The sequence below is a fragment of the uncultured Polaribacter sp. genome, assembly GCF_947503855.1.
Taxonomy (GTDB): domain Bacteria; phylum Bacteroidota; class Bacteroidia; order Flavobacteriales; family Flavobacteriaceae; genus Polaribacter.
Window position 1 is genome coordinate 145,620 of sequence record NZ_CANNFF010000006.1, and the last position, 24,913, is coordinate 170,532.

29 protein-coding genes are annotated in these 24,913 nt (G+C 28.5%); 17 read left to right on the forward strand and 12 right to left on the reverse strand.

Translation table 11 applies throughout. The features are described 5' to 3' along the window. Window positions 1–22: 22 nt before the first annotated feature. From Q0662_RS06760 to Q0662_RS06770, 3 genes are all read right to left on the reverse strand, one after another. Window positions 23–868: an ABC transporter permease subunit gene (locus Q0662_RS06760; protein ID WP_298948209.1), complete on the reverse strand. Its 846-nt coding sequence runs from the start codon at window positions 866–868 to the stop codon at window positions 23–25. Window positions 869–926: 58 nt separating this feature from the next. Beyond that, window positions 927–1,823: an ABC transporter ATP-binding protein gene (locus Q0662_RS06765; RefSeq protein WP_298948210.1), complete on the reverse strand. Its 897-nt coding sequence runs from the start codon at window positions 1,821–1,823 to the stop codon at window positions 927–929. Between the two features lie 221 nt (window positions 1,824–2,044). Next, window positions 2,045–2,548 carry a hypothetical protein gene (locus tag Q0662_RS06770; RefSeq protein WP_298948212.1) on the reverse strand — a complete coding sequence of 168 codons (504 nt, stop codon included), beginning with the start codon at window positions 2,546–2,548 and terminating at the stop codon, window positions 2,045–2,047. A gap of 71 nt (window positions 2,549–2,619) precedes the next feature. Here Q0662_RS06770 and Q0662_RS06775 point away from each other — a divergent pair, with 71 nt between their 5' ends. Together Q0662_RS06775 and Q0662_RS06780 are read left to right on the forward strand one after the other, a co-directional pair. Further along, on the forward strand, window positions 2,620–3,042 hold the full coding sequence (locus Q0662_RS06775) for a PaaI family thioesterase (RefSeq protein WP_298948213.1): 423 nt from the start codon (window positions 2,620–2,622) through the stop codon (window positions 3,040–3,042). Between the two features lie 8 nt (window positions 3,043–3,050). Next, window positions 3,051–4,112, forward strand: coding sequence for a chorismate-binding protein (locus Q0662_RS06780; protein ID WP_298948215.1), 1,062 nt, complete (start codon window positions 3,051–3,053; stop codon window positions 4,110–4,112). A gap of 126 nt (window positions 4,113–4,238) precedes the next feature. Here Q0662_RS06780 and Q0662_RS06785 read toward each other — a convergent pair whose 3' ends face one another. Beyond that, window positions 4,239–4,604 (reverse strand): PUR family DNA/RNA-binding protein, encoded by a 366-nt coding sequence (locus Q0662_RS06785; RefSeq protein WP_298948216.1) that lies wholly within the window; start codon window positions 4,602–4,604, stop codon window positions 4,239–4,241. A gap of 78 nt (window positions 4,605–4,682) precedes the next feature. Continuing rightward, window positions 4,683–6,437 (reverse strand): ABC transporter ATP-binding protein, encoded by a 1,755-nt coding sequence (locus Q0662_RS06790; RefSeq protein WP_298948217.1) that lies wholly within the window; start codon window positions 6,435–6,437, stop codon window positions 4,683–4,685. A gap of 208 nt (window positions 6,438–6,645) precedes the next feature. On the opposite strand from Q0662_RS06790, the gene nusB reads away from it, so the two are divergent. From nusB to Q0662_RS06830, 8 genes are all read left to right on the forward strand, one after another. Continuing rightward, a complete protein-coding gene (gene nusB, locus Q0662_RS06795; protein WP_298948218.1) occupies window positions 6,646–7,584 on the forward strand; it encodes a transcription antitermination factor NusB in 939 nt (312 codons plus the stop codon). Window positions 7,585–7,634: 50 nt separating this feature from the next. After that, window positions 7,635–8,099: a DUF1573 domain-containing protein gene (locus tag Q0662_RS06800; protein ID WP_298948220.1), complete on the forward strand. Its 465-nt coding sequence runs from the start codon at window positions 7,635–7,637 to the stop codon at window positions 8,097–8,099. A 1-nt stretch (window position 8,100) separates the two neighbouring features. Further along, on the forward strand, window positions 8,101–8,418 hold the full coding sequence (gene yajC, locus Q0662_RS06805; protein ID WP_298948221.1) for a preprotein translocase subunit YajC: 318 nt from the start codon (window positions 8,101–8,103) through the stop codon (window positions 8,416–8,418). Window positions 8,419–8,519: 101 nt separating this feature from the next. Then, window positions 8,520–9,458 carry a YbbR-like domain-containing protein gene (locus Q0662_RS06810; protein ID WP_298948222.1) on the forward strand — a complete coding sequence of 313 codons (939 nt, stop codon included), beginning with the start codon at window positions 8,520–8,522 and terminating at the stop codon, window positions 9,456–9,458. 1 nt (window position 9,459) lies between these two features. After that, window positions 9,460–10,059, forward strand: a complete 600-nt coding sequence (coaE, locus tag Q0662_RS06815; RefSeq protein WP_298948223.1) for a dephospho-CoA kinase — start codon at window positions 9,460–9,462, stop codon at window positions 10,057–10,059. A gap of 100 nt (window positions 10,060–10,159) precedes the next feature. Further along, window positions 10,160–11,731: a HAMP domain-containing sensor histidine kinase gene (locus tag Q0662_RS06820; protein WP_298948224.1), complete on the forward strand. Its 1,572-nt coding sequence runs from the start codon at window positions 10,160–10,162 to the stop codon at window positions 11,729–11,731. A 26-nt stretch (window positions 11,732–11,757) separates the two neighbouring features. After that, window positions 11,758–12,459, forward strand: a complete 702-nt coding sequence (locus tag Q0662_RS06825; protein ID WP_298948225.1) for a response regulator transcription factor — start codon at window positions 11,758–11,760, stop codon at window positions 12,457–12,459. A gap of 91 nt (window positions 12,460–12,550) precedes the next feature. Further along, window positions 12,551–13,168, forward strand: coding sequence for an L-threonylcarbamoyladenylate synthase (locus Q0662_RS06830; RefSeq protein WP_298948226.1), 618 nt, complete (start codon window positions 12,551–12,553; stop codon window positions 13,166–13,168). A gap of 18 nt (window positions 13,169–13,186) precedes the next feature. Here the strand turns inward: Q0662_RS06830 and Q0662_RS06835 are convergent, their stop codons facing one another. Both Q0662_RS06835 and Q0662_RS06840 read right to left on the reverse strand, forming a co-directional pair. Further along, on the reverse strand, window positions 13,187–14,185 hold the full coding sequence (locus tag Q0662_RS06835; RefSeq protein ID WP_298948227.1) for a glycosyltransferase family 2 protein: 999 nt from the start codon (window positions 14,183–14,185) through the stop codon (window positions 13,187–13,189). An 84-nt stretch (window positions 14,186–14,269) separates the two neighbouring features. Further along, window positions 14,270–14,713, reverse strand: a complete 444-nt coding sequence (locus tag Q0662_RS06840) for a type I restriction enzyme HsdR N-terminal domain-containing protein (RefSeq protein ID WP_298948228.1) — start codon at window positions 14,711–14,713, stop codon at window positions 14,270–14,272. 201 nt (window positions 14,714–14,914) lie between these two features. Here Q0662_RS06840 and holA point away from each other — a divergent pair, with 201 nt between their 5' ends. Continuing rightward, the gene (gene holA / locus Q0662_RS06845) at window positions 14,915–15,916 is read left to right on the forward strand and encodes a DNA polymerase III subunit delta (protein WP_298948229.1); all 1,002 of its coding nucleotides are present in this window, start codon (window positions 14,915–14,917) and stop codon (window positions 15,914–15,916) included. A gap of 117 nt (window positions 15,917–16,033) precedes the next feature. On the opposite strand, the gene Q0662_RS06850 is transcribed toward holA, so the two are convergent. The 5 genes from Q0662_RS06850 to rlmH all read right to left on the reverse strand — a co-directional run bounded on the left by Q0662_RS06850 (window position 16,034) and on the right by rlmH (window position 20,235). Further along, the gene (locus tag Q0662_RS06850; protein WP_298948231.1) at window positions 16,034–17,083 is read right to left on the reverse strand and encodes a M28 family metallopeptidase; all 1,050 of its coding nucleotides are present in this window, start codon (window positions 17,081–17,083) and stop codon (window positions 16,034–16,036) included. A gap of 70 nt (window positions 17,084–17,153) precedes the next feature. After that, window positions 17,154–17,951: an ABC transporter ATP-binding protein gene (locus tag Q0662_RS06855; protein ID WP_298948281.1), complete on the reverse strand. Its 798-nt coding sequence runs from the start codon at window positions 17,949–17,951 to the stop codon at window positions 17,154–17,156. Window positions 17,952–17,963: 12 nt separating this feature from the next. After that, the gene (locus Q0662_RS06860) at window positions 17,964–18,992 is read right to left on the reverse strand and encodes an iron ABC transporter permease (RefSeq protein WP_298948232.1); all 1,029 of its coding nucleotides are present in this window, start codon (window positions 18,990–18,992) and stop codon (window positions 17,964–17,966) included. Between the two features lie 73 nt (window positions 18,993–19,065). Next, a complete protein-coding gene (locus Q0662_RS06865) occupies window positions 19,066–19,644 on the reverse strand; it encodes a non-canonical purine NTP diphosphatase (protein WP_298948233.1) in 579 nt (192 codons plus the stop codon). A 117-nt stretch (window positions 19,645–19,761) separates the two neighbouring features. Further along, window positions 19,762–20,235: a 23S rRNA (pseudouridine(1915)-N(3))-methyltransferase RlmH gene (gene rlmH / locus Q0662_RS06870; protein ID WP_298948234.1), complete on the reverse strand. Its 474-nt coding sequence runs from the start codon at window positions 20,233–20,235 to the stop codon at window positions 19,762–19,764. Between the two features lie 179 nt (window positions 20,236–20,414). Here rlmH and nadC point away from each other — a divergent pair, with 179 nt between their 5' ends. From nadC to hisS, 6 genes are all read left to right on the forward strand, one after another. After that, complete coding sequence (gene nadC, locus Q0662_RS06875; RefSeq protein ID WP_298948235.1) at window positions 20,415–21,272, forward strand: carboxylating nicotinate-nucleotide diphosphorylase; 858 nt, start codon at window positions 20,415–20,417, stop codon at window positions 21,270–21,272. Window positions 21,273–21,371: 99 nt separating this feature from the next. After that, a complete protein-coding gene (locus Q0662_RS06880) occupies window positions 21,372–21,944 on the forward strand; it encodes a pentapeptide repeat-containing protein (RefSeq protein WP_298948236.1) in 573 nt (190 codons plus the stop codon). A gap of 120 nt (window positions 21,945–22,064) precedes the next feature. Continuing rightward, on the forward strand, window positions 22,065–22,250 hold the full coding sequence (locus Q0662_RS12025; protein WP_347186545.1) for a four helix bundle protein: 186 nt from the start codon (window positions 22,065–22,067) through the stop codon (window positions 22,248–22,250). Between the two features lie 56 nt (window positions 22,251–22,306). Continuing rightward, window positions 22,307–22,432 carry a hypothetical protein gene (locus Q0662_RS12030; RefSeq protein ID WP_347186547.1) on the forward strand — a complete coding sequence of 42 codons (126 nt, stop codon included), beginning with the start codon at window positions 22,307–22,309 and terminating at the stop codon, window positions 22,430–22,432. Window positions 22,433–22,475: 43 nt separating this feature from the next. Further along, complete coding sequence (locus Q0662_RS06890) at window positions 22,476–23,420, forward strand: YihY/virulence factor BrkB family protein (protein WP_298948237.1); 945 nt, start codon at window positions 22,476–22,478, stop codon at window positions 23,418–23,420. 117 nt (window positions 23,421–23,537) lie between these two features. Beyond that, the gene (hisS, locus tag Q0662_RS06895) at window positions 23,538–24,902 is read left to right on the forward strand and encodes a histidine--tRNA ligase (RefSeq protein WP_298948238.1); all 1,365 of its coding nucleotides are present in this window, start codon (window positions 23,538–23,540) and stop codon (window positions 24,900–24,902) included. Window positions 24,903–24,913 lie beyond the last annotated feature (11 nt).

Genomic DNA, 24,913 nt, shown 5'->3' on the forward strand with positions numbered 1-24,913 from the left:
GTTCAAATATATTTAAAAAGTACTACAAATCTCTCTTTTTTAACAGTGTAAATGATAGGTAAATGAAGATGAATGTCCACGCTGAAACGATAGCAATATTAGAAAACTCTACATCGTAACTTTTGGTAAATGTTTCTCCAATTTGATTGGCTACAGACTTAACAGCACCCAATCTAGAAAATGGTTCTTTTATTAAATTGCCCATAGCTTCAAAAGGTGAAAACTGCATAATACCATCTACTTTTTCTGTAGTATTTTCTGAAGCTTTAAAAAACCAGAATAGGTATCCTTTAAAAATACTTTCTATAAAAAACCAAACAACCATTCCGCCTACAGCAAACGCAGAACGTTTAACTAAAATTCCAAAAAACAAGCCCATAGAAAAGAAACCCACTAGTTTTAAAAAAAAAGCAAAAAGGTATTGTAAATCTGTTATTATAATGGCAAATTCATCATAATCTGAATACGCAAAACCTAAAATAAGAGATACTACAAATACAAATAATGTAGATACTAAAGCAAATATAATTACTGTGTAAAATTTAGAAAGTATAAACTCTTTTTTGCTTAACCCATCTATTAAATTTTGTTTTAGTGTTTTATAACTATATTCATTAGCCATCATAGAAACAATCACTAATAATAGAAAAAACTTTAAAATAGCTGCTACATAGGTATTAAAGTGCCAGATGTATGGAAAGTTAAAAATACCAATTTCTGCTAAGTGAAATTTTATAGGGCCAATATCAAACTTAATGGCTGCTATGAATGCGATACAGGTTAATAAACCAAAGTAAATGATAGATAATACTTTACTGGCTCTATTGTGTTTTAATTTATGAAATTCTATGGTTAATAATCTTAACATTTTGTGATGTGTTTAAAGAATATAGGTTTCGATTATTATCGAAATTAGATATCGTTGATTACTTTTTAGTTAAATCTAAAAATTGTTGTTCTAAACTTGGTTTTCGTTTTACCAAATGACTCAAAACAATACCTTTAGTAAATAAATAGCTGTTTATTTCTTCTGCAGAAATTGCATCTTTAAGGCTTGCAATAATAGTTTCGTGTTCTTTTGTAACTTTTAAAATAGCAGGATGTTTTTCTAACTCGTCTAAAAGTCCAGCATCATTATTGGCAACTTTAAGCTCAAGCAAACCATTAGAAGCTGTCATACCATCAACTCTACCGCTGTATAATTTTACACCTTTTTTAATCACTATTACATGAGAACAAACTTTTTCTACTTCATCCAATAGGTGAGAGGCTAACAAAATTGTAGTACCTGTGCTTGCAATTTTCTGAATTATTTGTCTAATTTCATGAATTCCTTGTGGGTCTAAACCATTTGTTGGCTCATCTAAAATTAAGATTTCTGGGTCGTTTAATAATGCAGATGCAATTGCTAAACGTTGTTTCATTCCTAAAGAGTAGGTTTTAAACTTACTGTCTCTTCTTTCAAAAAGATTTACTGTTTTTAGTTTTTCGTTTATTTTATCGTTAGAAATTCCTTTAATTGTACAAATTAGTTTTAAATTTTGTACTGCAGTCATGTAAGGATAAAAGTTAGGACGCTCAATAATAGCCCCAACTTTTTTTAAAGCTTCATGCGTGGATAATTTTCCATCGAACCAAGAAAACTCGCCAGAAGTTCTGTTTACAACATTTAAGATGATACCTAAAGTGGTAGATTTTCCGCTTCCATTTGGCCCTAAAATACCGTAAACATTTCCTTTTTGAATATCAAAAGAAAGCTTGTTCACTGCATGTACAGTGCCGTATTTTTTGTCAAGATTTTTAAGAGATAAGATAGTTTCCAAAGAAATTGTTTTAGTCGGTTATGTAGGTAAGACGACTAATTTACAATTTTGTTACTTAAAATAGGTGTAATTGTTAAAACGTTTAATTGTTTAACTGTAAATTAAAAACAGTAACAAATTTAATTAAAGCACTTAAATTCAAAAATTTAGCTTTTATTTATATAAAATTAATAGGTTCCTGTCTATTACACAGATAAACAATTACACAGTTACACTTTTTATTAATATTCATTAAAATCAAAATCATCATCAAAATGACCAAATTCATCATCAATATTTCCTTCATCACCAAAATTATCCTCTAATTTGTCTGCAATAAACTCTTTTTCTGGTGCTTCATTTGGTATTTCTCCCACAGAAAGTATCGTTTGTGGTAAATTGCCTTTTTGTTCTAATGAAATATCTACAACATCTACATAGAAAGTCCACATGTTTAAAAAATCATACACATAAATTAACTTGGTGTTAATTGTAGGTAATGTGTCTTTTAAAAAACAGTTTTGCATAGAAATACCTTCTCCAGCTTCTGCCATATTAAAAAGCGGAATTTCCTCACCTTGATTCCATTCGTCATCTGTTCTGTAAAAAGAAGCCATTTCTTGACCATCGAAACCAAAAGATTTTGCAATTGTAAAATGCAAATCTTCTAAACTAAAAGAATCGTTTACTAACAAGGTTCTAATTACGTCTTCTTGAGTGTCTAAAATTACACGGATTTTGTACATAAAATGCTTTAACTTTTCTGCAACAAAAATACAATTTTTTATACGTATTTTTACATTGTAAACAAGCTAATATGGATAAACCTACAATTTTAAATGCATTTAATGACCGTACTAAAAATACGTTAATGGAAACTCTTGATATTGAATATATTGACGTTGGTAAAGATTTTTTGACTGCAAAAATGCCTGTTAATAGTAAAGTGCATCAACCCTATGGACAATTGCATGGTGGTGCTACTGCAGCATTAGCAGAAAGTGTGGGTAGTGCTGCTTCTAATTTTTTTATTGATAATAAAACCCAATTTATAAATGGGATTCAACTATCTATAAATCATATAAAAAGTAAAAGGGAAGGTGTTGTTTTTGCTACTGCAAAAAATATTCATAAAGGAAGAACAACACATTTGTGGGAAGTAACCATTGTAGACGAAGAAAACAAACTTATTTCTATTGCAAAAATGACTAATATTGTTTTAAATATTCCTAAAAAATAAGCTTTATTTTGATTGATTTTTTTGACAAATTAACAAACAGTTACCAAAACAAATTACCATTCGTAGCCTACAGAAAACCAAATACAAATACTGTAGCTTGTTTTTTAATGCCTAATGATAATTTAGACTATGTAAAAGATTTTAATGAACAAGGTTTTGTATTTGCTCCCTTTAATTCCGCTGAAAAACCCCTTCTTTTTCCGATAGAAAAATCCCTTTTTTTATCAGAAAAAATACAATTAGGTACGATTAGTTTTAATAAAAATAGAGTAGAACCTAATTCGTCATCAAAAGAAAAACATACAGAAATTGTTGAAAAAGCGATACAGACCATTAAAAAATCTAAACTAAAAAAAGTAGTAATTTCTAGGAAAGAAATTGCACAACTTTCTAATTTAGATATTGTAAAAATTTATCAAAGATTGTTACTTTCTTACAATAATGCATTTGTATATGTCTGGTATCACCCAAAAGTAGGGCTTTGGTTTGGTGCTACACCAGAAACCTTATTGCAGGTAGAAAATAAATTTTTCAAAACCATGTCTTTAGCAGGTACAAAATTGTATAAAGAAAATAGCTTACCAGTTTGGAAAAGCAAAGAATTAGAAGAGCAACAATTGGTTACAGATTTTATTGAAAATCAATTACAAGATATAGCAACATCTTTAAAAATAGATAAAACCGAAACTGTAAAAGCAGGGAATTTGTTACATTTAAAAACACAAGTTACTGGGCAATTACAAGCAAATGCTAGTTTAAAAAATTTAATAAGGGCTTTGCATCCAACACCAGCTGTTTGCGGTTTGCCTAGAGATTTAGCAAAAGATTTTATTTTAGAAAATGAAGATTATGATAGGTCTTTTTACACAGGTTTTTTAGGCGAATTAAATATTAATAGTTCTAAATTAAACAAACAAAAAACAGAGTTATTTGTAAACTTACGTTGTATGTCTGTTGATGACTATAAAGCTAGAATTTTTGTGGGTGGAGGTGTTACCAAAGATAGTATTGCAAAAAAAGAGTGGCAAGAAACCGTTTCTAAAACACAAACGATAAAAAAGGTTTTATAGTATAGAGCATAAAAAAACCATAAACATAACATTTATGGTTTTCTAGTGTAAAATTGAATTTGAATTGAATTTCTACATTAAAATGAATACACTTCATTTAAAAAAATGGTAGTAAGCCATTATGATTTATATATCGTCAAAAGAAACGTCTGTAAAACTGTCTGCTGATTTTACGTCAGTATCAGTTTTTGGTTCTTCTTTTTTAAAGTCTTTTTGATGACGCTCGCTAATTACTTCATTTCCTTTTTCTGCTATAATATAGTCTGTTGCTTTTTTTAGCATTTCATGAAAATCTGTAAAATCTTCTTTGTAAAGGTAAATTTTATGCTTTTGATAATGAAAAGTACCATCATCGTGTGTAAATTTTTTACTTTCTGTTACGGTTAAATAGTAATCATCTGCTTTCGTAGCTCTTACATCAAAAAAATAAGTTCTTCTTCCTGCTCTTAATACCTGTGAAAAGATTTCTTCTTGTTCAACTCTCTCTGCCATATTATTTAAAAATAGTTGTTATATAATAATTTTATGGTAACAAATCTAATAAAATATTTTACGTAGCAATGTTAAAGATTAATTTTCTTTTTCTAAAAGTTGCTGCTCGTACAATTCTTTGTAGTACCCTTTTATTGTTATTGGTTGATTATGAGTGCCTTGTTGAATAATATTGCCCTGGTCTAAAATAATAATTTTATCAGCATTTTTTGCAGAAGATACTCTATGACTAATAATAAAAGTGGTTTTATTTTGCGATACTTTTTTAAGATTTTTTAAAATTCTCTCTTCTGTTTCTGTATCTACAGCAGATAAACAATCATCAAAAATTAAAATTTTAGGATTTTTTATAATTGCTCTTGCAATAGAAACACGTTGTTTTTGACCACCTGAAAGTGTAACACCCCTTTCTCCTAAAATGGTGTCGTATCCTTTAGGGAAATCTATAATATTATCGTGTACAACGGCATCTTTTGCTGCTTGTATTATGGCTGCCTCTGTAGCCTCTTCTTTACCAAATTTAATATTGTTACCAATACTTTCTGAAAATAGAAAAGGATCTTGTGGTACAAACCCAATTTGATCTCTAAGATTGTTTAAATTTAAATCTTCAATAGGTACATCATCTATAAAAATAGTACCCTTTTTAGTATCGTACAAACGCGCAATAAGCTCAATAATTGTAGATTTTCCTGAACCTGTTTTTCCTAAAATGGCAATTGTTTCGCCATTTTTAACTGTAAAATTTATGTCTTTTAATGCTGTAATATTTGTATCATCATAAGTGAAAGTTACGTCTTTAAATGACACTTTACCTTTTAGATTGGTTGTTTTATTGGTATTGTTCTTAATTTCAGGTTCTTGATCTAAAAACTCATTAATTCTTATTTGAGACGCTTCTGCTTGCTGTATCATAGAAGTTACCCAACCCACAACTGCCACTGGCCAGGTTAAAATATTTACATACAACATAAATTCGATAATGGTTCCTATCTGAATTTCATCATTTATATATTGTTTACCACCCACATAAATAACTATTAAGTTGCTTAACCCAATTAACAAAACCATTAAAGGAAAAAACAAAGCGTTTGCCTGGTGTAGATGTATGTTTTTTTCTTTACTTTTATCTGCAAGATTATCGAATTCTTTTATAATAGACTTTTCTATACCATAAGATTTTACCACGCTAATACCAGAGATAAATTCTTGATTAAAGGTGGTTAAATGAGATAAATATTGTTGTACAATGCTACTTCTTTTATGTATTACCTTACTTAGTACAAAAATAGAAATAGATAATACTGGAAAAGGAATTAAAGTATACATGGTTAATTTAACATCTATGCTTACCATTTGTGTAAAACCAACTACAAAAAGTACAATCATATTCATGGTGTACATCACTGCAGGTCCAACATACATTCTTACTTTAGAAACGTCTTCAGAAATTCTATTCATTAAATCTCCAGTTCTATTTTTTTTGTAGAAGTTTAAAGACAATCTTTGGTACTGTTGATAGATTTCGTTCTTTAAATCGAATTCGATTAACCGAGAGGTTACAATAATAGTTTGCCTCATTAAAAAAGTAAAAAAACCAGCTAAAAGTGCTACACCAATAATTATTAAAACATTTATAAATAATTGATGTTTTACAGCATCATAATCTGTAACTACGCCACTTTGGTAGTCTTCTACAATATTAAGGGAATCGCCAACAATTTGAGGTACTTTTAACGCTAAAAGTTTAGATAAAATGGTAATTAAAATGCCAATTAGTAAACGCCATTTGTACTTTATAAAAAATTTATTAATGTATTTTAGTGCCTTCAAACGGTATTGCTGGGTTTAAGAATTTTAATTTTTTAAACCACGAAGATACATTATTATATGTAAAACTAAAGCGTTTTTTTAAGCTGACAACTTCTTCAAAAAATCATAAAAAAAGAATACCTTTCTTGTGTGATTAGAAGCAAAATAATAGTATTTTTGCCCAGTAATTAGAGAAAAATTTCTCACTATTTTATAGAGTTCTTTAAAAATGATTAACAGAAGACATATTCGAGTTAAAGTAATGCAATCTGTCTATGCAATGGCGCAATCTAAAAATGATGACCTTGTTAGAGAAGAAAAGTTTTTAAAACATAGTATTTTAAAAATGTTTGATTTATATGTTTTGAATCTTCAATTATTGGTTGAAGTTCAAAAATTTGCATCAAAAAAAATTGCTTTATCTAAAAAGAAAATTCTTGCAACCCAAGAAGATTTAAAGCCCAACACAAAATTTATAGACAATACACTTATTAATACAATTGCAGAAAGTATAAGTATAGAAAGCTATTTAGAGGTAAATAAATTAAATAACTGGTCTTTAGATAACGAGTATGTAAAAATTATTTTTGATGATTTAGTTACAAGTGATTTGTACAAAAAATACTTGGCTACAGAAGAACAATCTTTCAAAGAAGATAAAGCTTTTGTATTAGCCTTTTTTAAAGAAATAATTGCGCCTAACGAAAAATTGGCAGACTATTATGAAGACACTTTGATTACTTGGGTAGATGATATACCATTTATAAATACTTGGGTTGTTAAAAGTTTAAGCAAGCAAAAAGAAAGCAAGCCTTTTATTTTAGGTGCTTTATATAAAGATAAAGACGATGAAGATTTTGTAAGCAACTTGTTTAGAAAAACAGTTTTAAAACAAGCAGAATATCAAAAAGAAATAGAAGAAAAAACACCCAATTGGGAGGCAGATAGAATTGCGGGTATAGACATGATTTTAATTAAAATGGCAATTACAGAGTTTGTAAACTTTCCTTCTATACCAACAAGAGTAACAATTAACGAATATATAGAAATATCTAAAGATTACTCTACTTCTAAAAGTAGCTATTTTATAAATGGTGTTTTAGATAAAATATCTAAAGAATTTATAGCCAATAAAAAAATAGTAAAAATAGGAAGAGGTCTAATTTAACTATACAATAAACAATTATTTATTATTTTTGCCATAAATTAATTTATACAATGAAAAAAATAACAGTATTATCGTTTTTATTTATGACAACAAGTTTATTAATTTCTTGCGGAAATGGAAATGCCTCTGCAAAAATTAATAAAGACAATTTAACCAATGCAAAAAATAGAGATGCAGAAATTGAAAAAGGAACAGCTTCTATAGCTTTTGATAGTGAAGTTTATGATTTTGGAACCGTTAACGAGGGAGAAATTGTCGAGAAAACTTTTAAAGTTACTAATTCAGGGAAAACTGATCTAGTGATCACTAACGCAAAATCTAGTTGTGGATGTACAATACCTTTATGGCCAAAAGAACCTATTAAACCAGGAGAAACAGGCGATATTAAAGTAAGATTTAATACAAATGGGAAGCCTAATAGACAACAAAAATCAATTACGTTAACTACCAATACAGAATCTGGTAGAGAAGTATTAACAATTAAAGGTATGGTAACACCAAAAACAAAAAAATAAAATGTTATACACAATATTTTTACAAGAATCGGCAGGAGGATTAATGAGTATGCTCCCATTTGCAGCAATGTTACTGGTTTTATATTTTTTTATGATAAGACCACAAATGAATCGTCAGAAAAAAGAAAAAGCCTTTCAAACAGAAATTAAAACAGGGTCTAAAGTAGTTACATCTAGCGGTATACATGGTAAAATTACAGAAGTAAATACTACAGATAACACTGTAACAATAGAAACTGGTGCAGGAAAAATAAAATTTGAACGTTCTGCAATTTCTATGGAATTAAGTAAAAAATACTTACCAAAAACAAAAAAATAATAGATAATTTACAGCAACTAAAGTGAGTAATGTTTTTATAATGTTACTCACTTTTTTGTTTGATAGCTTTTATGTAGATTGCATATAATTAATTATATTCAGTGAAAACAAACAATAAAATTTCTAGAACTTTTTTAGGGTTTTTAATGGCCTCTATACTTATATGGTTTTTAATTACACTTTCTAAAGAATATATAATCACTATAAGTTTTCCTATAGATTATACAGGCATATCTAAAGATAAAATTTTACAGACTACACCAGAAAAAGAACTAGATATTGTTGTAAAAGCAAGTGGTTTTAAAATCTTAAAAACAAGATTAAATACGAAACAAATTACTATAAATGCCGCAAAATTAAACAGTAAAAAAGGGGCTACATATTTTGTTTTACCAAGAACACAAAAGACAAGTTTACAAAAACAGTTGCCTAGTGGTTTGGTTTTACAAGAAATTATAAAAGATACTTTATATTTAGATTTAGGAAACCTGGTCACAAAAAAAGTGGCAATAAAGCCAAATGTAAATATCAAATATCATGTTGGGTATGATGTGTCTGGAGATATTAAAATAAAACCCGATAGTATTTTAGTTTACGGACCCGAAAACTATATATCTACACTGAAAAATGTAGAAATGAAACCTTTGGTTCTTTCTGATTTAAAAACTGATTTTGAAGAAAATGTGGCTCTTAAAATGCCAAAAGACATTAAAAATTTAAAATTTAATAAGCAAGAAGTTACTGTAACAGGTAAAGTAGAAAAATTTACAGAAGGCACATTAATCGTGCCTTACAAAATAATAAATGTTCCAAAAAACCTTAAAATAAATACACTCTCTAAAAAAGTCTCTATTGTTTTTATTGTGGGCTTATCTCATTTTAACAAAATAACAGCAAATTCTTTTCAGGTAGTTTGCAATTATAACACATCACAAAAAAATAATTTAAACTACCTAGTACCCAAGGTAATTAGCAAGCCAGATTTAATTAAAAGCTATAAAATTATACCTAATAAAATAGATTTTTTAATAGAAAAATAAAATGATTGTAGGTCTAACAGGTGGTATTGGAAGTGGCAAAACTACAGTTGCTAAATTGTTTAGTAATTATGCAAATGTTGCCATTTATATTGCTGATGTAGAAGCAAAGAAACTTATAAATTCATCAACTAGTATTAAACAACAAATTACAAAGCTATTTGGTGCAAATGCCTATAAAAAAAATATTTTAGATAGAAAGTATATTGGACAATTGGTATTTAATAGTAAGGCAAAACTACAAGCTTTAAATAAGATTGTGCACCCAGCTGTAAAAGAACATTTTGCTAACTTTGTACAAAGCAATAAAAATAAAGATTACATACTCTACGAAAGCGCTATCCTATTTGAAAGTAATTCTATAGAAAAATTAGATTTTATTATTAATATTTATGTTGATTTGGAAGAGAGAATACAAAGAGTTATGGTTAGAGATTCTGTTGAAAAAAAAGAAGTTTTGGCTAGAATAAATAACCAATGGAAAGAAGATAAAATTTTGCTTTTATCTAACTACTTAATAATCAATTCTTCAATAGAAAATACAAAGGATCAGGTTCGAAAGATTCATAATATTTTAACAAAAAAAGCGCTTCATTTTTTGTAAAATTCAACAAAAACGTTAAAAAATACTTAAAATTCTACTAAATTAGTTAATTTAAGCTAAATTCATTAATTATAATTTTTGAAAGTGTTAAATTTGATGTATGCGTAAAAAAATGTTTATTATTATCGTTGTGCTGATGAGTATATCTTTGATAGGGATAATAGCTGTCCAGCTTTATTGGATAAACAACGCACTAGAAAGTAAGCAAGAACAGTTTAAGAATGATGTTCAGAAATCTTTAGGGAGAGCAGCAGAGAGAATTAATGAAAAAGAAACTACTATTTTTCAAGAAAAAGTAAGAAATTTTATTCAAGAAAAAGGCATGCCAGACAATGCCCAATTAAAAAACTTTTTAATTCAAGAAATAGATACAGCTACGCAACAAAAATTTACTTATGGGACTACTATTTTAGAGGAAAATTTTAAGCTTCCAACAGATTTTTTAGATAACGATTCTATTATTTACAAAAGGTTTACAGGTAAAAAAGACTTTTTTCAAGCAAAAATATACTCTAGTATAGATGGTTTGTTTTCTTCAAAAGATGAATCTAAATACAGTTTTACGCAAAATTTTATCAACCTAGAAGAATTGCAAATAACAGAAATATTTAAAGATTTTAATAGTAGAAAACCAATTCATAAAAGAATAAGTAATAACGAGCTAAATGATGTTATAAAAGAAGAACTTACAAAAAGAAATATCTATTTAGATTTTAAATATGGAGTCTACACTAAAGAAGATTTGGCTACCAAATTAAAATCTGGTTACTATACCATAAATAATACAAAAAACAGTTATAAATATCCACTTTTTAACGATGCGCAAGGTAATGTAGCGTATAATTTGTATGTAACGTTTCCTAATAAAAATAAGCATATTTTATCAGATATTTCAAGCATACTTTTATTGTCTTTATTTTTTATATTTATTATAATCATTGCCTTTTCTAGCTCTTTGTATCAATTAATTAGACAAAAAAAAATATCAGAAATTAAAACAGATTTTATCAATAATATGACCCATGAGTTTAAAACGCCTATTGCTACTATTAACTTGGCAACAGACTCAATTAAAAACCCTAAAATTTTAGGAGACTCAGAAAAAGTTTTGCGTTATGTGCAAATGATCAGAGATGAAAACAAAAGGATGCACTCTCAGGTAGAAAATGTATTAAGAATTTCGAGACTAGAAAAAAATCAATTAGATATTAGTAAGGAAACGATAGATTTACACGACATACTAGAAGAAGCAATTTCTCACGTAAGTTTGTTAGTTGCAGACAGAAACGGAAAAGTAACTACGCATTTTAAGGCAGTAGTATCAGAATTACCTGGTAATCAATTTCACCTTACAAATGTTGTGGTTAATATGTTAGAAAATGCAATAAAATACTCTATAGATGCACCAATTATAGATGTATATACAGAAAGTACCAACAAATTTTTTGTTTTTAAAATAAAAGATACTGGTATAGGAATGAGTAAAGCTGTACAAAAACAAGTATTTAATAAGTTTTACAGAGAACAAAAAGGAAATATACACGATGTAAAAGGCCATGGATTAGGTTTGGCATATGTAAAAGAAATTATAGAAAAACATCATGGAACCGTATTTGTAGAAAGCGAAAAAGGACAAGGAAGCATATTTACAGTAAAATTACCTTTAATATAAAATTAACACAATAAATAGATTTAAAAATGGGAAGTAAAAAAATTTTATTAGTAGAGGACGATCCAAATTTTGGAACGGTTCTAAAAGATTATTTAGCGTTAAACGATTATAACGTAACACACGCAAAAGATGGTATAGAAGGTCTTATAATGTTTAAAAACAGCGATTATGATTTATGTATTTTAGATGTTATGATGCCAAGAAAAGATGGTTTTTCTTTAGCACAAGACATTAGAAGTACAAATAAAGAAGTGCCAATTATTTTTTTAACAGCAAAAACGTTAAAAGAAGATGTCTTAAAAGGATATTCTGTTGGTGCAGACGATTATTTAAACAAACCTTTTGATTCTGAAGTTTTATTATATAAAATTAAAGCAATCTTACAAAGAAAAGAAACAGAAACTAGTGCAGAAACAGAGCAATTTGAGTTTGTTATTGGTGGTTTTTTCTTTAACTCTAAACTACGTCACTTATCTGTTGGCAAGGATGGAGAACCTACAAAACTGTCTCCAAAAGAAAGTAAATTGTTACGCATGTTAGCAATTCATAAAAACGATTTAATGCCAAGAGAATTAGCATTAACAAAAATCTGGAGAGATGATAATTACTTTACCTCTAGAAGTATGGATGTTTATATTGCAAAACTGAGAAAGTATTTAAAAAAAGACGAAAATGTAGAGATTTTAAACATACATGGAGAAGGTTTTAGGTTGGTAGACAAATCATAAACTAAAAAACTTCCCTCATAAAAATTACTCAGTTTGTAAAACAAGCTGAGTTTTTTGTATTTTTAAATACATTTTTTTAATAGATAAGATTATGGCGCAATTTATTAGAATTTATAATGAAAATCCAAATCCAAAAGAAATTGCTAAAGTTGTAAAAGTTCTACAATCTGGTGGTTTGGTTATATATCCAACAGATACTGTGTATGGTTTAGGTTGCGATATTACCAACACAAAAGCGCTAGAAAAAATAGCACAAATAAAAGGCGTTAAGCTAGAAAAAGCCAATTTTTCTTTTATTTGTAACGATTTAAGCCATCTTTCTGACTACGTAAAACAAATAGATTCTGTCACCTTTAAAATTCTAAAAAGAGCATTACCAGGACCTTACACCTTTGTTCTGCCAGGTAGTAATAACTTACCCAAAGTATTTAAAAAGAAAAAAACGGTTGGTATCCGTATACCAAATAATTCAATAATTAGAACTCTGGTAGCCGAGTTAGGCAACCCTATTATTTCTACTTCTATTAGAGATGATGATGATGTTTTAGAATATACTACAGACCCAGAACTTATTTTCGAAAAATGGCAAAATTTGGTAGATGTAGTAGTAGATGGTGGTTATGGAGATAATGAACCTTCTACAGTAATAGATTTAACCGATGTTCCAGAAGTTATTAGAGAGGGAAAAGGAAGTTTAGATATTCTTTAGGAAAAGAATAATAGAGTATTATTTTAATTCTTTAAACTTTTTTCTACCCAAAACAAAATACTGCCAAACAATACTGGTGTGTAAATTATAATCTTGTTTTTTCTGTAGTTTTTTGCGTTTTCCTAAAAATTTTAAAAAGTTTTTATAAAAACTTAAATGTGCTTTTAAAATTGCAAAAGTGTGTATAGGTCTTAGTTCTAAAATGAATTTTATACCTGCAATTCCATCTAAAAGTAAACGAGAAAAAACTACAAACAAAAACCACTTTTTAGGTACATTTTTAACCACATTTAATAAGCTATTTCTAAAGTTTAAGTAGGTTTTTTGTGGGTTGGTTTCTTGCAACGTAGCACCACCTACATGATATACAGTAGAATTACCAACATATTTTACTTTAAAACCCATATTATGAGTTCTCCAACACAAATCTATTTCTTCTTGATGTGCAAAATAATCTTCATCTAAACCATTTATTTGATGATAAACCTTTGCACGAATAAATAAACAGGCGCCAGAAGCCCAAAAAATATCTTCTACATCATTAAACTGTTTAGTATCTGTTTCTAGATTATTAAAAACACGTCCTCTGCAATAAGGATAACCAAATAAATCAACAAAGCCACCACCTGCGCCTGCATATTCAAATTTTGATTGATTTTTAAAATCTAATAATTTTGGTTGTACAATAGCTGTTTTTGCATCACTTTTAAATACGTCTAAAATAGGTTGTAACCAATTTTCGGTCACTTCTACATCAGAGTTTAATAAGCAGTAAATATCTGCGTCAATTTTAGACAAAGCGTCATTATATCCTTTTGCATAACCACCATTTACTGCATTGTTAATAATTTTTACTGAAGGGAAAAAAGACTTTACATACGCCACAGAATTATCTGTAGAAGCATTGTCAGCAATGTAAACATCTGCTAACTGCGAACTAAAATTAACTACAGAGGGTAAAAATTGCTCTAGTAATTTTTGTCCATTCCAATTTAATATGACGATTGCTGTTTTCAAGGTTGCGAATTTACATTTTAAAACTTATTTAATTTCTAATTTCTTCTTAATAATAAACATCACACATTATAGATAATTAGAAAATTATTTATAATCAGGAATGTTTTCTAAAAATATATAAGTTTCGTTTTCAAAATCCATTTTGCAGTAAAAGTGTTTTAAACCGTTGGTAACAATAAGATAGTTCGCTTTTAGTTTTAAATTATAACGTGCAATTTGGTCAAAAGTGTCTTGCGTAATTTTTATTGAAGGAGCCTTGCATTCTACAATAATATTAGGTGTACCATTGGCATCAAAAATTAAAATATCGGTTCTTTTTTTTCGATTGTTAATAATTAATTGTTTTTCTAACGCAATTAAAGTAGTTGGATATTTTTTTTGATCTATTAGGTATTTTACAAAATGCTGACGAACCCATTCTTCAGGAGTTAAAACAAGGTATTTTTTTCTTATGCTATCAAAAATAAGTGTTTTATTTTCGCTATTTTTGAGCTTAAAGTTATAAGTAGGTAAATTAAGATTTTGCATCAATCAAAAGTAAGTAAAATTAGTTTACGATATATCTATTAGGAGGAATACTGCTGTAGTTAAATCAATTTATGCAAATACATTAACACGAAATTTAAGTAAAGTTATTTTAAATTTAACGAAGATAATTTTGACTTTTTGGAAACCTAGTTTGAATTTCTAACTGAAGAAGCACTGTAAAATGCAATTATTATAAAATAGATGAACGAAATTAACGCAATAGTTTCTGATATTAAAAAAGGTACTCTAAAACCTATTTATTTTTTAATGGGAGATGAGCCTTATTACATAGATAAAGTTTCTGATTACATTGAAGAAAATGTCTTGGATGAAACAGAGAAAGGTTTTAATCAGCAAGTAATGTATGGTAGAGATGTAACTATAGAAGATATTGTTGGAGCTGCAAAACGCTATCCAATGATGGCAGAAAAACAAGTGTTAATTGTTAAAGAAGCGCAAGATTTAAGCAGAAGTATAGAAAAATTGGTTTCTTATGCAGAAAATCCACAACCTACAACAGTTCTTGTATTAAATTATAAGTATAAAAAACTAGACAAAAGAAAAAAACTACACAAAGCAGTTGCAAAAACGGGTTTGGTTTATGATAGTAAAAAATTATACGACAATCAAGTTTCAGACTGGATTCGTAGAGTTTTAAGTGGAAAAAAATACCAAATAGATCCAAAGGCAGCTTTAATGTTGGTAGAGTTTTTAGGAACAGATTTAAGTAAAATTGCGAATGAGTTAGACAAACTAATGCTAGTTTTGCCTAAAGAAACCATTATAACCGACGCTCACATAGAAGAAAATATTGGTATTTCTAAAGACTTTAATAATTTTGAGTTAAAGAAAGCAATAGGAGAGAAAAATGTGCTAAAAGCAAACAGAATTATAAATTATTTTGTAGAAAATCCTAAGAAAAATCCAACAGTAATGACAATTTCTTTGTTGAATGGTTTTTTTACCAAACTTTTGCTATTTCATGGTTTAAAAGACAAATCTAAAAATTCTGTTGCTAAGGCTTTAGGGGTTAGCACCTATTTTGTAGACGAATATTTTTTAGCTGCTAGAAATTTTCCTATGAGAAAAGTAGCACAAGTTATTGCCGCTTTAAGAGATGCAGATGTTAAAAGTAAAGGTGTGGGCGCAAACCAAACACAAGAGGATATTTTAAAGGAGCTGTTGTTTAAAATTTTACATTAAAAATACTTTTTATTGGATAGATAGATAAATTAACCCAATTTGGTGGGCTTTAAAATATTTGCATAAAAAAAACCGAGCAATTTTAATTGCTCGGTTTTTTTATCAGTAAAAGAAACTTTATTCTGATTCTTTTTTAACTTCTGCTTTGTCAGCAATAATTCTTGTATCCATATTGGCAACTTCCCAAGCTGTATGAAATACCAAACGTGCTCTGTTTTCTAACAAATCGTAGTTAATTTTGTCTGGAGTATCTGTTGGTTTATGGTAATCTGCATGTGTACCATTAAAATAGAAAATAATAGGTACATTATTTTTTGCAAAATTATAATGGTCAGATCTGTAGTAAAAACGATTAGGATCGTTCTCATCATTATATTTATAGTCTAAATTAATGTTAGTATACTTTGTATTGATGCTTTCGGATAAGTTATGTAATTCTGTACTTAATTTATCTGACCCAATTAAATAAACATAATTTGGGTCTGCTTTGTGTCTATCATCAATTCTACCTACCATATCAATATTTAAATCGCAAACAGTATTTGCTAGAGGAAAAATGGGATCTACATCTGTATAATATTTAGAACCTAATAAACCTTTTTCTTCTCCAGTTACATGTAAAAACAAGACAGAACGTTTTGGTCCTTTTCCTGCTTTAGCAGCCATTTGAAAAGCTTGTGCAATTTCTAAAATAGCTACTGTACCAGAACCATCATCATCTGCACCATTATAAATTTCTCCATTTTTAATTCCTTCGTGGTCTAAATGAGCAGAAATTACTACAATTTCTTCTGGTTTTTCAGTTCCTTTAATAAAAGCTACTACGTTTTCAGAATCTTTAAATTTTCTTCTACGTGTATTTTTATTAATCCATTCTGCTGGTACTTCTTGAAAATAATCATCACCACCCAAAGGTGAAACAATCCCCTCTGAAACATAAAAGTTTTTTAAATATGCGATTGCTTTTTTCTGTCCAGGTTCACCAGTATTTCTTCCTTCAAATTCATCTGAAGCATATGTAAAAAGGTGTGTGCCTAAGTCTTTTGCAGTAATTGTTGCAGCATATTTTACAGCTTGGTCTATATTTGCATCATCATTAGACGTGTTTTTACTAGAACCACAAGCCATAAAAGCGAATGCACTAGCAACATAAAGTATTTTTTTCATCGTTTAAAAAAGTATTTTGTTTGCAGTAATCAGTATTCAAAAGTAACAAAAAGTTACAGGTGTTTCAAAATTAATTTTTGTGAACAACAAATTGTTGTAAGGTTTTGTTAAACTTTAATAATTTACTTGGAAACAAATTATCGAATGCATTGTTGGAAACTAATGTATCTGTAGTACCATAAATGACACGATTATCTTTTAATAAAACAATAGTATCTGATAATTGTAAAGCTAAGTTAATTTGATGTGAAGATACAATAATTGTCTTACCAGTTTTGTCTACCAAGTTTTTAAGTAGCGTAAAAATATGTATGGTTTGATGCAGATCTAAATGCGCTGTAGGTTCATCTAAAATAACAACTTCTGTATCTTGAGCTAAAGCCCTTGCAATTAAAACACGCTGCAATTGACCATCACTTAATTGATAAAAATTCTTATCCTTTAAATGTCCTATTTCTGTTTGTTCTATAGCTGTGTTTATTTTTAAAAGATCTTCTTTACTAAGTATATCTATCCAATTGGTGTAGGGTTGTCTGCCTAGTGCAATAATTTCAAAAACTGTTAATTGGCTTTCTGGTAAACGCTCTGTTAAAACCAAACTTAATTTTTTAGAAAGCTCGTTTTCAGAAATAGTGTTTAGGTTTTTATCATTAAAAAAAATATTACCAGCAATAGGCTTTTGTACTTTAGAAAGTGTTCTTAAAAGTGTTGATTTTCCACTACCGTTTTCACCTAAAATGCTTACTAATTTTCCTTTTTCTATAGATATATTGATGTCAGATAAAACAATTTGTTGCTGTTTTTTCTGTTGATATCCAATACTTAAATTTTTGGTTTTTAAAACGATATGTGTATTTTTTATGTCGATTTTTAGAAACTTTTAAACAAATACTTTTTTCTTTCTTATTAAGAGCCAAATTACAATAGGTGCACCAAATAAAGAGGTTATTGCGTTAATGGGCAATGTAAACTCGCTTGTTGGCAATTGGGCTATACAATCGCAAATTAACATAATTATAGCGCCTATAATAAGTACAGCAGGAATTAATATTTTATGATTAGAGCTAGTAAAAACAATTCTGGCAATGTGTGGTACGGCTAAACCTACAAAAGCAATTGGGCCAGCAAAAGCAGTAATAACACCTGTTAAAGTACTAGTAATTAATAAAATAACATTTCTACTTCTTTTTACATTTATCCCTAAGCTTTTTGCATAATTTTCTCCTAATAAAAAGCTATTTAAAGGTTTTATGATAAAAATGGTACCTGTAATACCTAAAAGATAAATACTACTAAAAACAAGTACTTCATTCCAAGAAAGGTTGCCCAAACTACCAAAACTCCAAAATAAGTATTGCTGAATTTTTTCAGAGCTACTAAAATACGCTAAAACACTTATAATAGCAGAAGTTACACTACCAAACATTAAACCAATAATTAAAATAGACATGGTGTTTCTTACTTTATTTGCGGCAATAATTACTGCTGATAAAACGAAAAAACAACCCAAAGTAGCTGCCATGGGTATAGACCAAATAGAAAATGAATTACTAATTAAAAATCCACCAAAAAGAGTAGATCCTAAAATTAACAAAGCTACTCCTAAACTTGCGCCAGAAGAAATACCTAAAACAAAAGGACCTGCTAATGGATTTCTAAACAAGGTTTGCATTAATAAACCAGCAACAGATAACCCAGAGCCCACTAAAATGGCTGTAATTGCTTTTGGTAATCGAAATTGTAAAACAATGGTTTGCCAGCTTTCTTTAGATACGGCATTTCCTGTTAAAGTGTTAAAAATTTCTTTAAAAGGGATAGAAATAGAACCTAAACTTACATTTACAAAAAATAAAACCACCAATAGAATTGATAGAAATATAAATGGTTTTTTGTAGTTTTTTTGTTTCATGTATCAATTGTCAGGTTGAGTAAACTCAAGATCTAATGAAAATCTTAATTAAGCTCTATAAGATAAAAATCTGTTATTTGTAATGGGTTAAAAATTCTACCAATTTCTGAATTGCTAAACCTCTGTGAGAAATTTTATTTTTTTCTTCAGAACTCATGGTTGCAAAAGATTCATTAAAACCTTCTGGTTTAAAAATGGGGTCGTAACCAAAACCTTTTTCACCTTGCTTTTCAGTTAAAATTTCACCTTTACAAATTCCTTCAAATAAAAAATGTTTGTTTTCTAAATGTAAACTAATAACAGTTCTAAATTGTGCTTTTCTATTTGTTTTACCTTCTAATTCTGATAATAATTTTTGCATATTATTTTCAGCATTTGCAGGCTCTCCAGCAAATCGTGCAGAATATACACCAGGTTTTCCATCTAAACTTTCTACTTCTAAACCGGTATCATCTGCAAAACAGTTATAGCCAAATTTTTGTGTAATATAATCTGCTTTTAATGTTGCATTTCCTTCTAAAGTAGTTTCAGTTTCATCAACTTCATCAAAACAATTAATGTCTTTTAAACTCAATATTTTTATTGAATCAGATAACATTTCTTGTACTTCTTTTAGTTTGTTTAGATTGTTGGTTGCAAAGACGAGTTCCATTTTTTAAAATTCAAAATTTAAAATTGAGTGTTCAAAGTTACAAAAGTTAATACGTCAATTTAAATGCTTTTTACAAAGATTAAGGCTCTTTAATTTTTTTTAAGTTTAGCATAGCTTTTACTCATGATGATAAGGTTCGTTTTTTAAAATAGTAAAACCTCTATAAAGTTGTTCTACAACAAATAATCGAATCATTTGATGCGAAAACGTCATTTTAGATAGTGAAATTTTCCCAGTTGCTTTTTTATAAACCGCCTCAGAAAATCCATAGGGGCCACCAATAACCAATACCAATTGTTTAAGACCTGTATTCATTTTTTTTTGAAGATAGTTTGAAAATTCGATAGAAGTAAAATGTTTTCCTTTATCATCTAACAAAACCAATTGATCTGTATTTTGTAGCTTTTTTAAAATGAATTCTCCTTCTTTTTCTTTTTGTTGTAACTCGCTTAAATTCTTTACGTTTTTTATATCAGGAATAATTTCCAACTCAAATTTTATGTAATGTTTTAAACGATTTTGATATTCCTCAATTAATTTAATTAGGTTTTTATTGTCGGTTTTTCCAATAGCAAGTAGTTTTATTTTCATAATTTTATTTAGTCAAGCACAGTCTAAACCTATAAAAAAAACTCTCGACTGCGCTCGAAGAGACAAGGTTACTAAATTTAAATAAAAAACAAATTTATTAGTTTTAAAACATAAATTCTTAAGAACTCTTAAAAAGTTGAAAATCATTGCTATTTTTACATCAGAATTAAAAAATATTTATGATTCCAGAGGCACAATTTCAAAACGAATTAGATCTTATAATTAAAAACGCCATTAGAGAAGATATTGGAGATGGAGACCATACTTCACTTTCCTGTATTCCTAGAGATGCAGAAGGCAAAGCAAAATTATTGGTAAAAGATGAGGGGATTATTGCAGGCGTTGAATTTGCAAAACAAGTTTTTAAATATGTGGATGCCAACCTAAAGGTAACTACTTTTATAAATGATGGAGAAAAAGTTAAGTATGGAGACATCGTTTTTCATGTTTCTGGGAAATCACAGTCTATTTTAATGGCAGAACGTTTGGTGTTAAATGCCATGCAAAGAATGAGTGCTATTGCAACTAAAACTGCTTTTTTTGCTGATTTATTAGAAGGTACAAAAACCAAAGTGTTAGATACCAGAAAAACCACACCAGGAATTCGTGCTTTAGAAAAATGGGCTGTTAAAATTGGTGGTGGAGAAAACCACAGATTTGCTTTGTATGATATGGTGATGATTAAAGATAATCATATTGATTTTGCTGGCGGAATTACTGCAGCCATCACCAAAACAAAAAACTATTTAGCAGAAAAAAAAATAGATATTAAAATAATTGTAGAAGCAAGAAGTCTAGAAGAAATTAAAGAAATACTTTCTAATGATGGTGTGTATAGAATTTTAATAGACAATTTTAATTACGAAGATACTAAAAAAGCAGTCGCGTTAATTGGCAATCAATGTTTTACAGAGTCTTCTGGTGCAATTAACGAAAAAACCATTAGAAAATATGCAGAATGTGGTATAGATTTTATTTCTTCTGGTGCATTAACGCATTCTGTATATAATTTAGATTTAAGTTTAAAAGCTTTTTAGAATCAAGTTAATTGTTGCAGAGTAACAAAATTAAAAATACTTAAAAGTCAAAATTTGCCGTTTAGCAATTCCTTTTAATTTTATAAGTTTAAAAAAGATATGATTGATAATTATTTTGATAACGAAGAATTTATTAAAATTGATTTTACTACAACCCAAATCAAGAAAGGAGAGTATGATCAATGTAGGTTTTTAAATTGTAATTTCGAGGGCATTCATGCTTCTAACATTCAGTTTGTTGAATGTGAATTTATTGATTGTAATTTTAGTAATACGATCGTAAAAGATACTGCTTTTAAAGATGTTATTTTTGAAAAATGTAAAATAATTGGTGTAAAATTTAATGAGGTAGATCCATTTTTATTACAATTTCAATTTACAGATTGTCAGTTAAATTTATCTTCCTTTTATCAATTAAAAATACCAAATACCCCATTTGTAAAGTGCAATTTAGAAGAAGTGGATTTTGCAGAAACTATTTTAGCAAATGCTTTGTTTGATCAATCTGATTTAAAAAACGCTATTTTTGATCGTACAAATTTAGAAAAGGCAGATTTTAGAACAGCATATAATTTTAACATAAATCCAGAAGAAAATAAATTGAAAGGAGCAAGATTTAGTAGAAACAATATTGATGGACTATTAATTGATTCTGGAGTTTTATTAGAGTAGAATAAAGATGTAGAGAAGTAAAGTAATAAAGTTACAGAGTTACAAAGTTGTAGAGAAATAAAACAAAATTTTGCTACTTTACAACTATTTTAAAACTGCATCTATCAAATAAAAAGAAAAATGAAAACCTTTAGAGATTTATTAGTATGGCAGAAATCAATGAATTTTGTAACTGTAGTTTATCAAATATCTAAAACTTTTCCTAATGAAGAACTCTTTGGGTTAACATCACAAATAAGAAGTTGTTCTATTTCAATTCCAAGTAATATTTCTGAAGGTTTTGGAAGGGATAGTGTTAAAGACTAACTCCGTTTTTTAATTATTGCTATTTCATTACTTTTGAGTTACAAACACAATTAGAAATAGCCTTTAATTTACAATACATTCCAAAAGAAAAATTTGATGAATTGTATGAATTATCAAGAGAGATAGAGAGAATGTTATCGAGTTTTATAAGAAGTATAAAATCCAATACTAATAATCTTTGACACTTTTAAACTTTGTAACTTTGCAACTTTCCAACTCAAAATAATGACAAAAGAAGTAGAAAATAAATTAGCGCAAATACCAGTTGTTGGATGGTTGGTAAAACTGGGAAAGAAAATTAAAGTACCTGGTTTAGAAGGGATGTCTTTATACGACGTTTTAGAGATGTATTTTATTGGCATTGTAGAAGGCGCTTTAACAACTAGGGCAGGTGGTATTGCTTATAGTTTTTTTATGGCGATTTTTCCCTTCTTGTTATTTGTACTTACATTAATTCCGTTTTTACCAATAGATGGCGCTCAAGAAGGTTTACTTTCTATTATTTCTGATGTTTTACCTCCTAAAACTTTTGATGCAGTAGATTCTGTATTGATAGATATTATCAATAATCAATATGGTGGTTTGTTATCTTTTGGTTTTATAGGTTCTATTTTTTTAATGACTAATGGTGTAAATGCTATTTTTGGGGGATTCGAATATTCCTATCATATAAAAGAAGTTAGAAATGTGTTTAGAGCATATTTTATAGCCATGTTGGTTTCTTTTGTAATTGTCTTTTTTCTATTTCTTTCAGTAGTACTTATCATATTTTTTGAATTTATTTTAAAAGAATTTGTAACCTTTGGTTGGTTAGAAGACAATTTAATTTGGCTACAATTAAGTAGAGGTTTTATCTTTTTAACCATGATTTTTATAACCGTTTCTTTGTTGTATCATTATGGAGTTAAAGAAGCAAAACATGCTCGGTTTTTTTCTCCAGGAGCAGTTTTAACTACTATTTTATCGGTGTTAACCTTTTATTTGTTTGGATTTTATGTAAACGAATTTGCAAAATATAATGAGTTGTATGGTTCTATTGGTACACTTTTAATATTGATGATATTTATATGGTTAAATGCCATTATTTTACTTTTAGGTTTCGAGTTAAATGCTTCTATTTACTCTCTAAGAAGAAGAAATAAAACCTATACAAGAACTAATAAATTATAACTTTTTCACGATATTTGCGTGTGAAATAAATAATGTCTGGTTAAGCGCAGTAGAGATTTTATTAACTATCATCTTACTGTACTCGATAAGACATCAATAAAAAATTCATAATTAAATATGAAACCAAGCATCCCAAAAGGAACTAGAGACTTTTCGCCAACAGAAGTAGCCAATCGTACTTATATTATGAATACGATTAAAAGTGCATTCGAAACTTTTGGTTTTCAACCGATTGAAACGCCAAGTTTTGAAAACTCTTCTACATTGATGGGGAAATATGGAGAAGAAGGAGATAGGTTGATTTTCAAAATTTTAAATTCTGGGGATTTTTTATCAAAAGCAGATGAAAACTATTTATCTGATAAAGACAGTCTAAAAGTAACTTCCCAAATATCAGAAAAAGCTTTACGTTACGACTTAACAGTACCTTTTGCAAGATATGTTGTTCAACATCAAAATGAAATAACCTTTCCTTTTAAACGCTACCAAGTACAACCTGTTTGGAGAGCAGACAGGCCTCAAAAAGGACGTTTTAGAGAGTTTTATCAATGTGATGCAGATGTTGTAGGTAGCAAATCTTTATGGCAAGAAGTAGAGTTTATTAAGTTATATGATACTGTTTTTAGTAAGCTTGGTTTGTTGCAAACTACTATTAAAATTAACAATAGAAAAATATTGTCTGGTATTGCTGAGGTGATTGGTGCACAAGAGAAATTAATCGACTTTACAGTAGCATTAGACAAGCTAGATAAAATAGGAAAGGAGAAGGTAGAAGCAGAAATGTTAGCCAAAGGAATTTCTGAAAAAGCCATAGAAAAAGTACAACCATTATTCAATTTTACGGGTTCTAATTTAGAGAAATTAGCTTCTTTAGAACAAATGTTACAAACTTCAAAAGAAGGCACAAAAGGGGTAGAGGAGTTACGTTTTGTAATCAACTCTATAGAAGAATTAGGTTTGCAATCTGCTAATTTACAGGTAGATGTTACTTTAGCAAGAGGTTTAAATTATTATACTGGTGCTATTTTTGAAGTAGAAGCCCCCAAAGGTGTAAAAATGGGCTCTATTGGAGGTGGAGGTAGATATGATGATTTAACAGGTATTTTCGGTTTAAAAGATGTTTCTGGTGTAGGTGTTTCTTTTGGTTTGGATAGAATCTATTTAGTATTAGAAGAATTAGGTTTGTTTAAAACTGTAGACTTGCCAAAACCAAAAGTTTTGTTTGTCAATTTTGGAGAAAATGAAACTTTATATGCTATGAAAGCAATTGCTAAATTAAGAGCAGAAAATATAAAGTCAGAACTTTTTCCAGACAATGCAAAAATGAAAAAACAAATGAATTATGCCAATAAACGCGAAATTCCGTTTGTAGTAATTGTAGGCTCTAGAGAAATAGAAAACCAAGAATTCACTTTGAAAAATATGATTTCTGGAGAGCAAAATAATTACAATTTAGAAGAATTGATAAAAGAATTAAAATAGTATTAAACTAC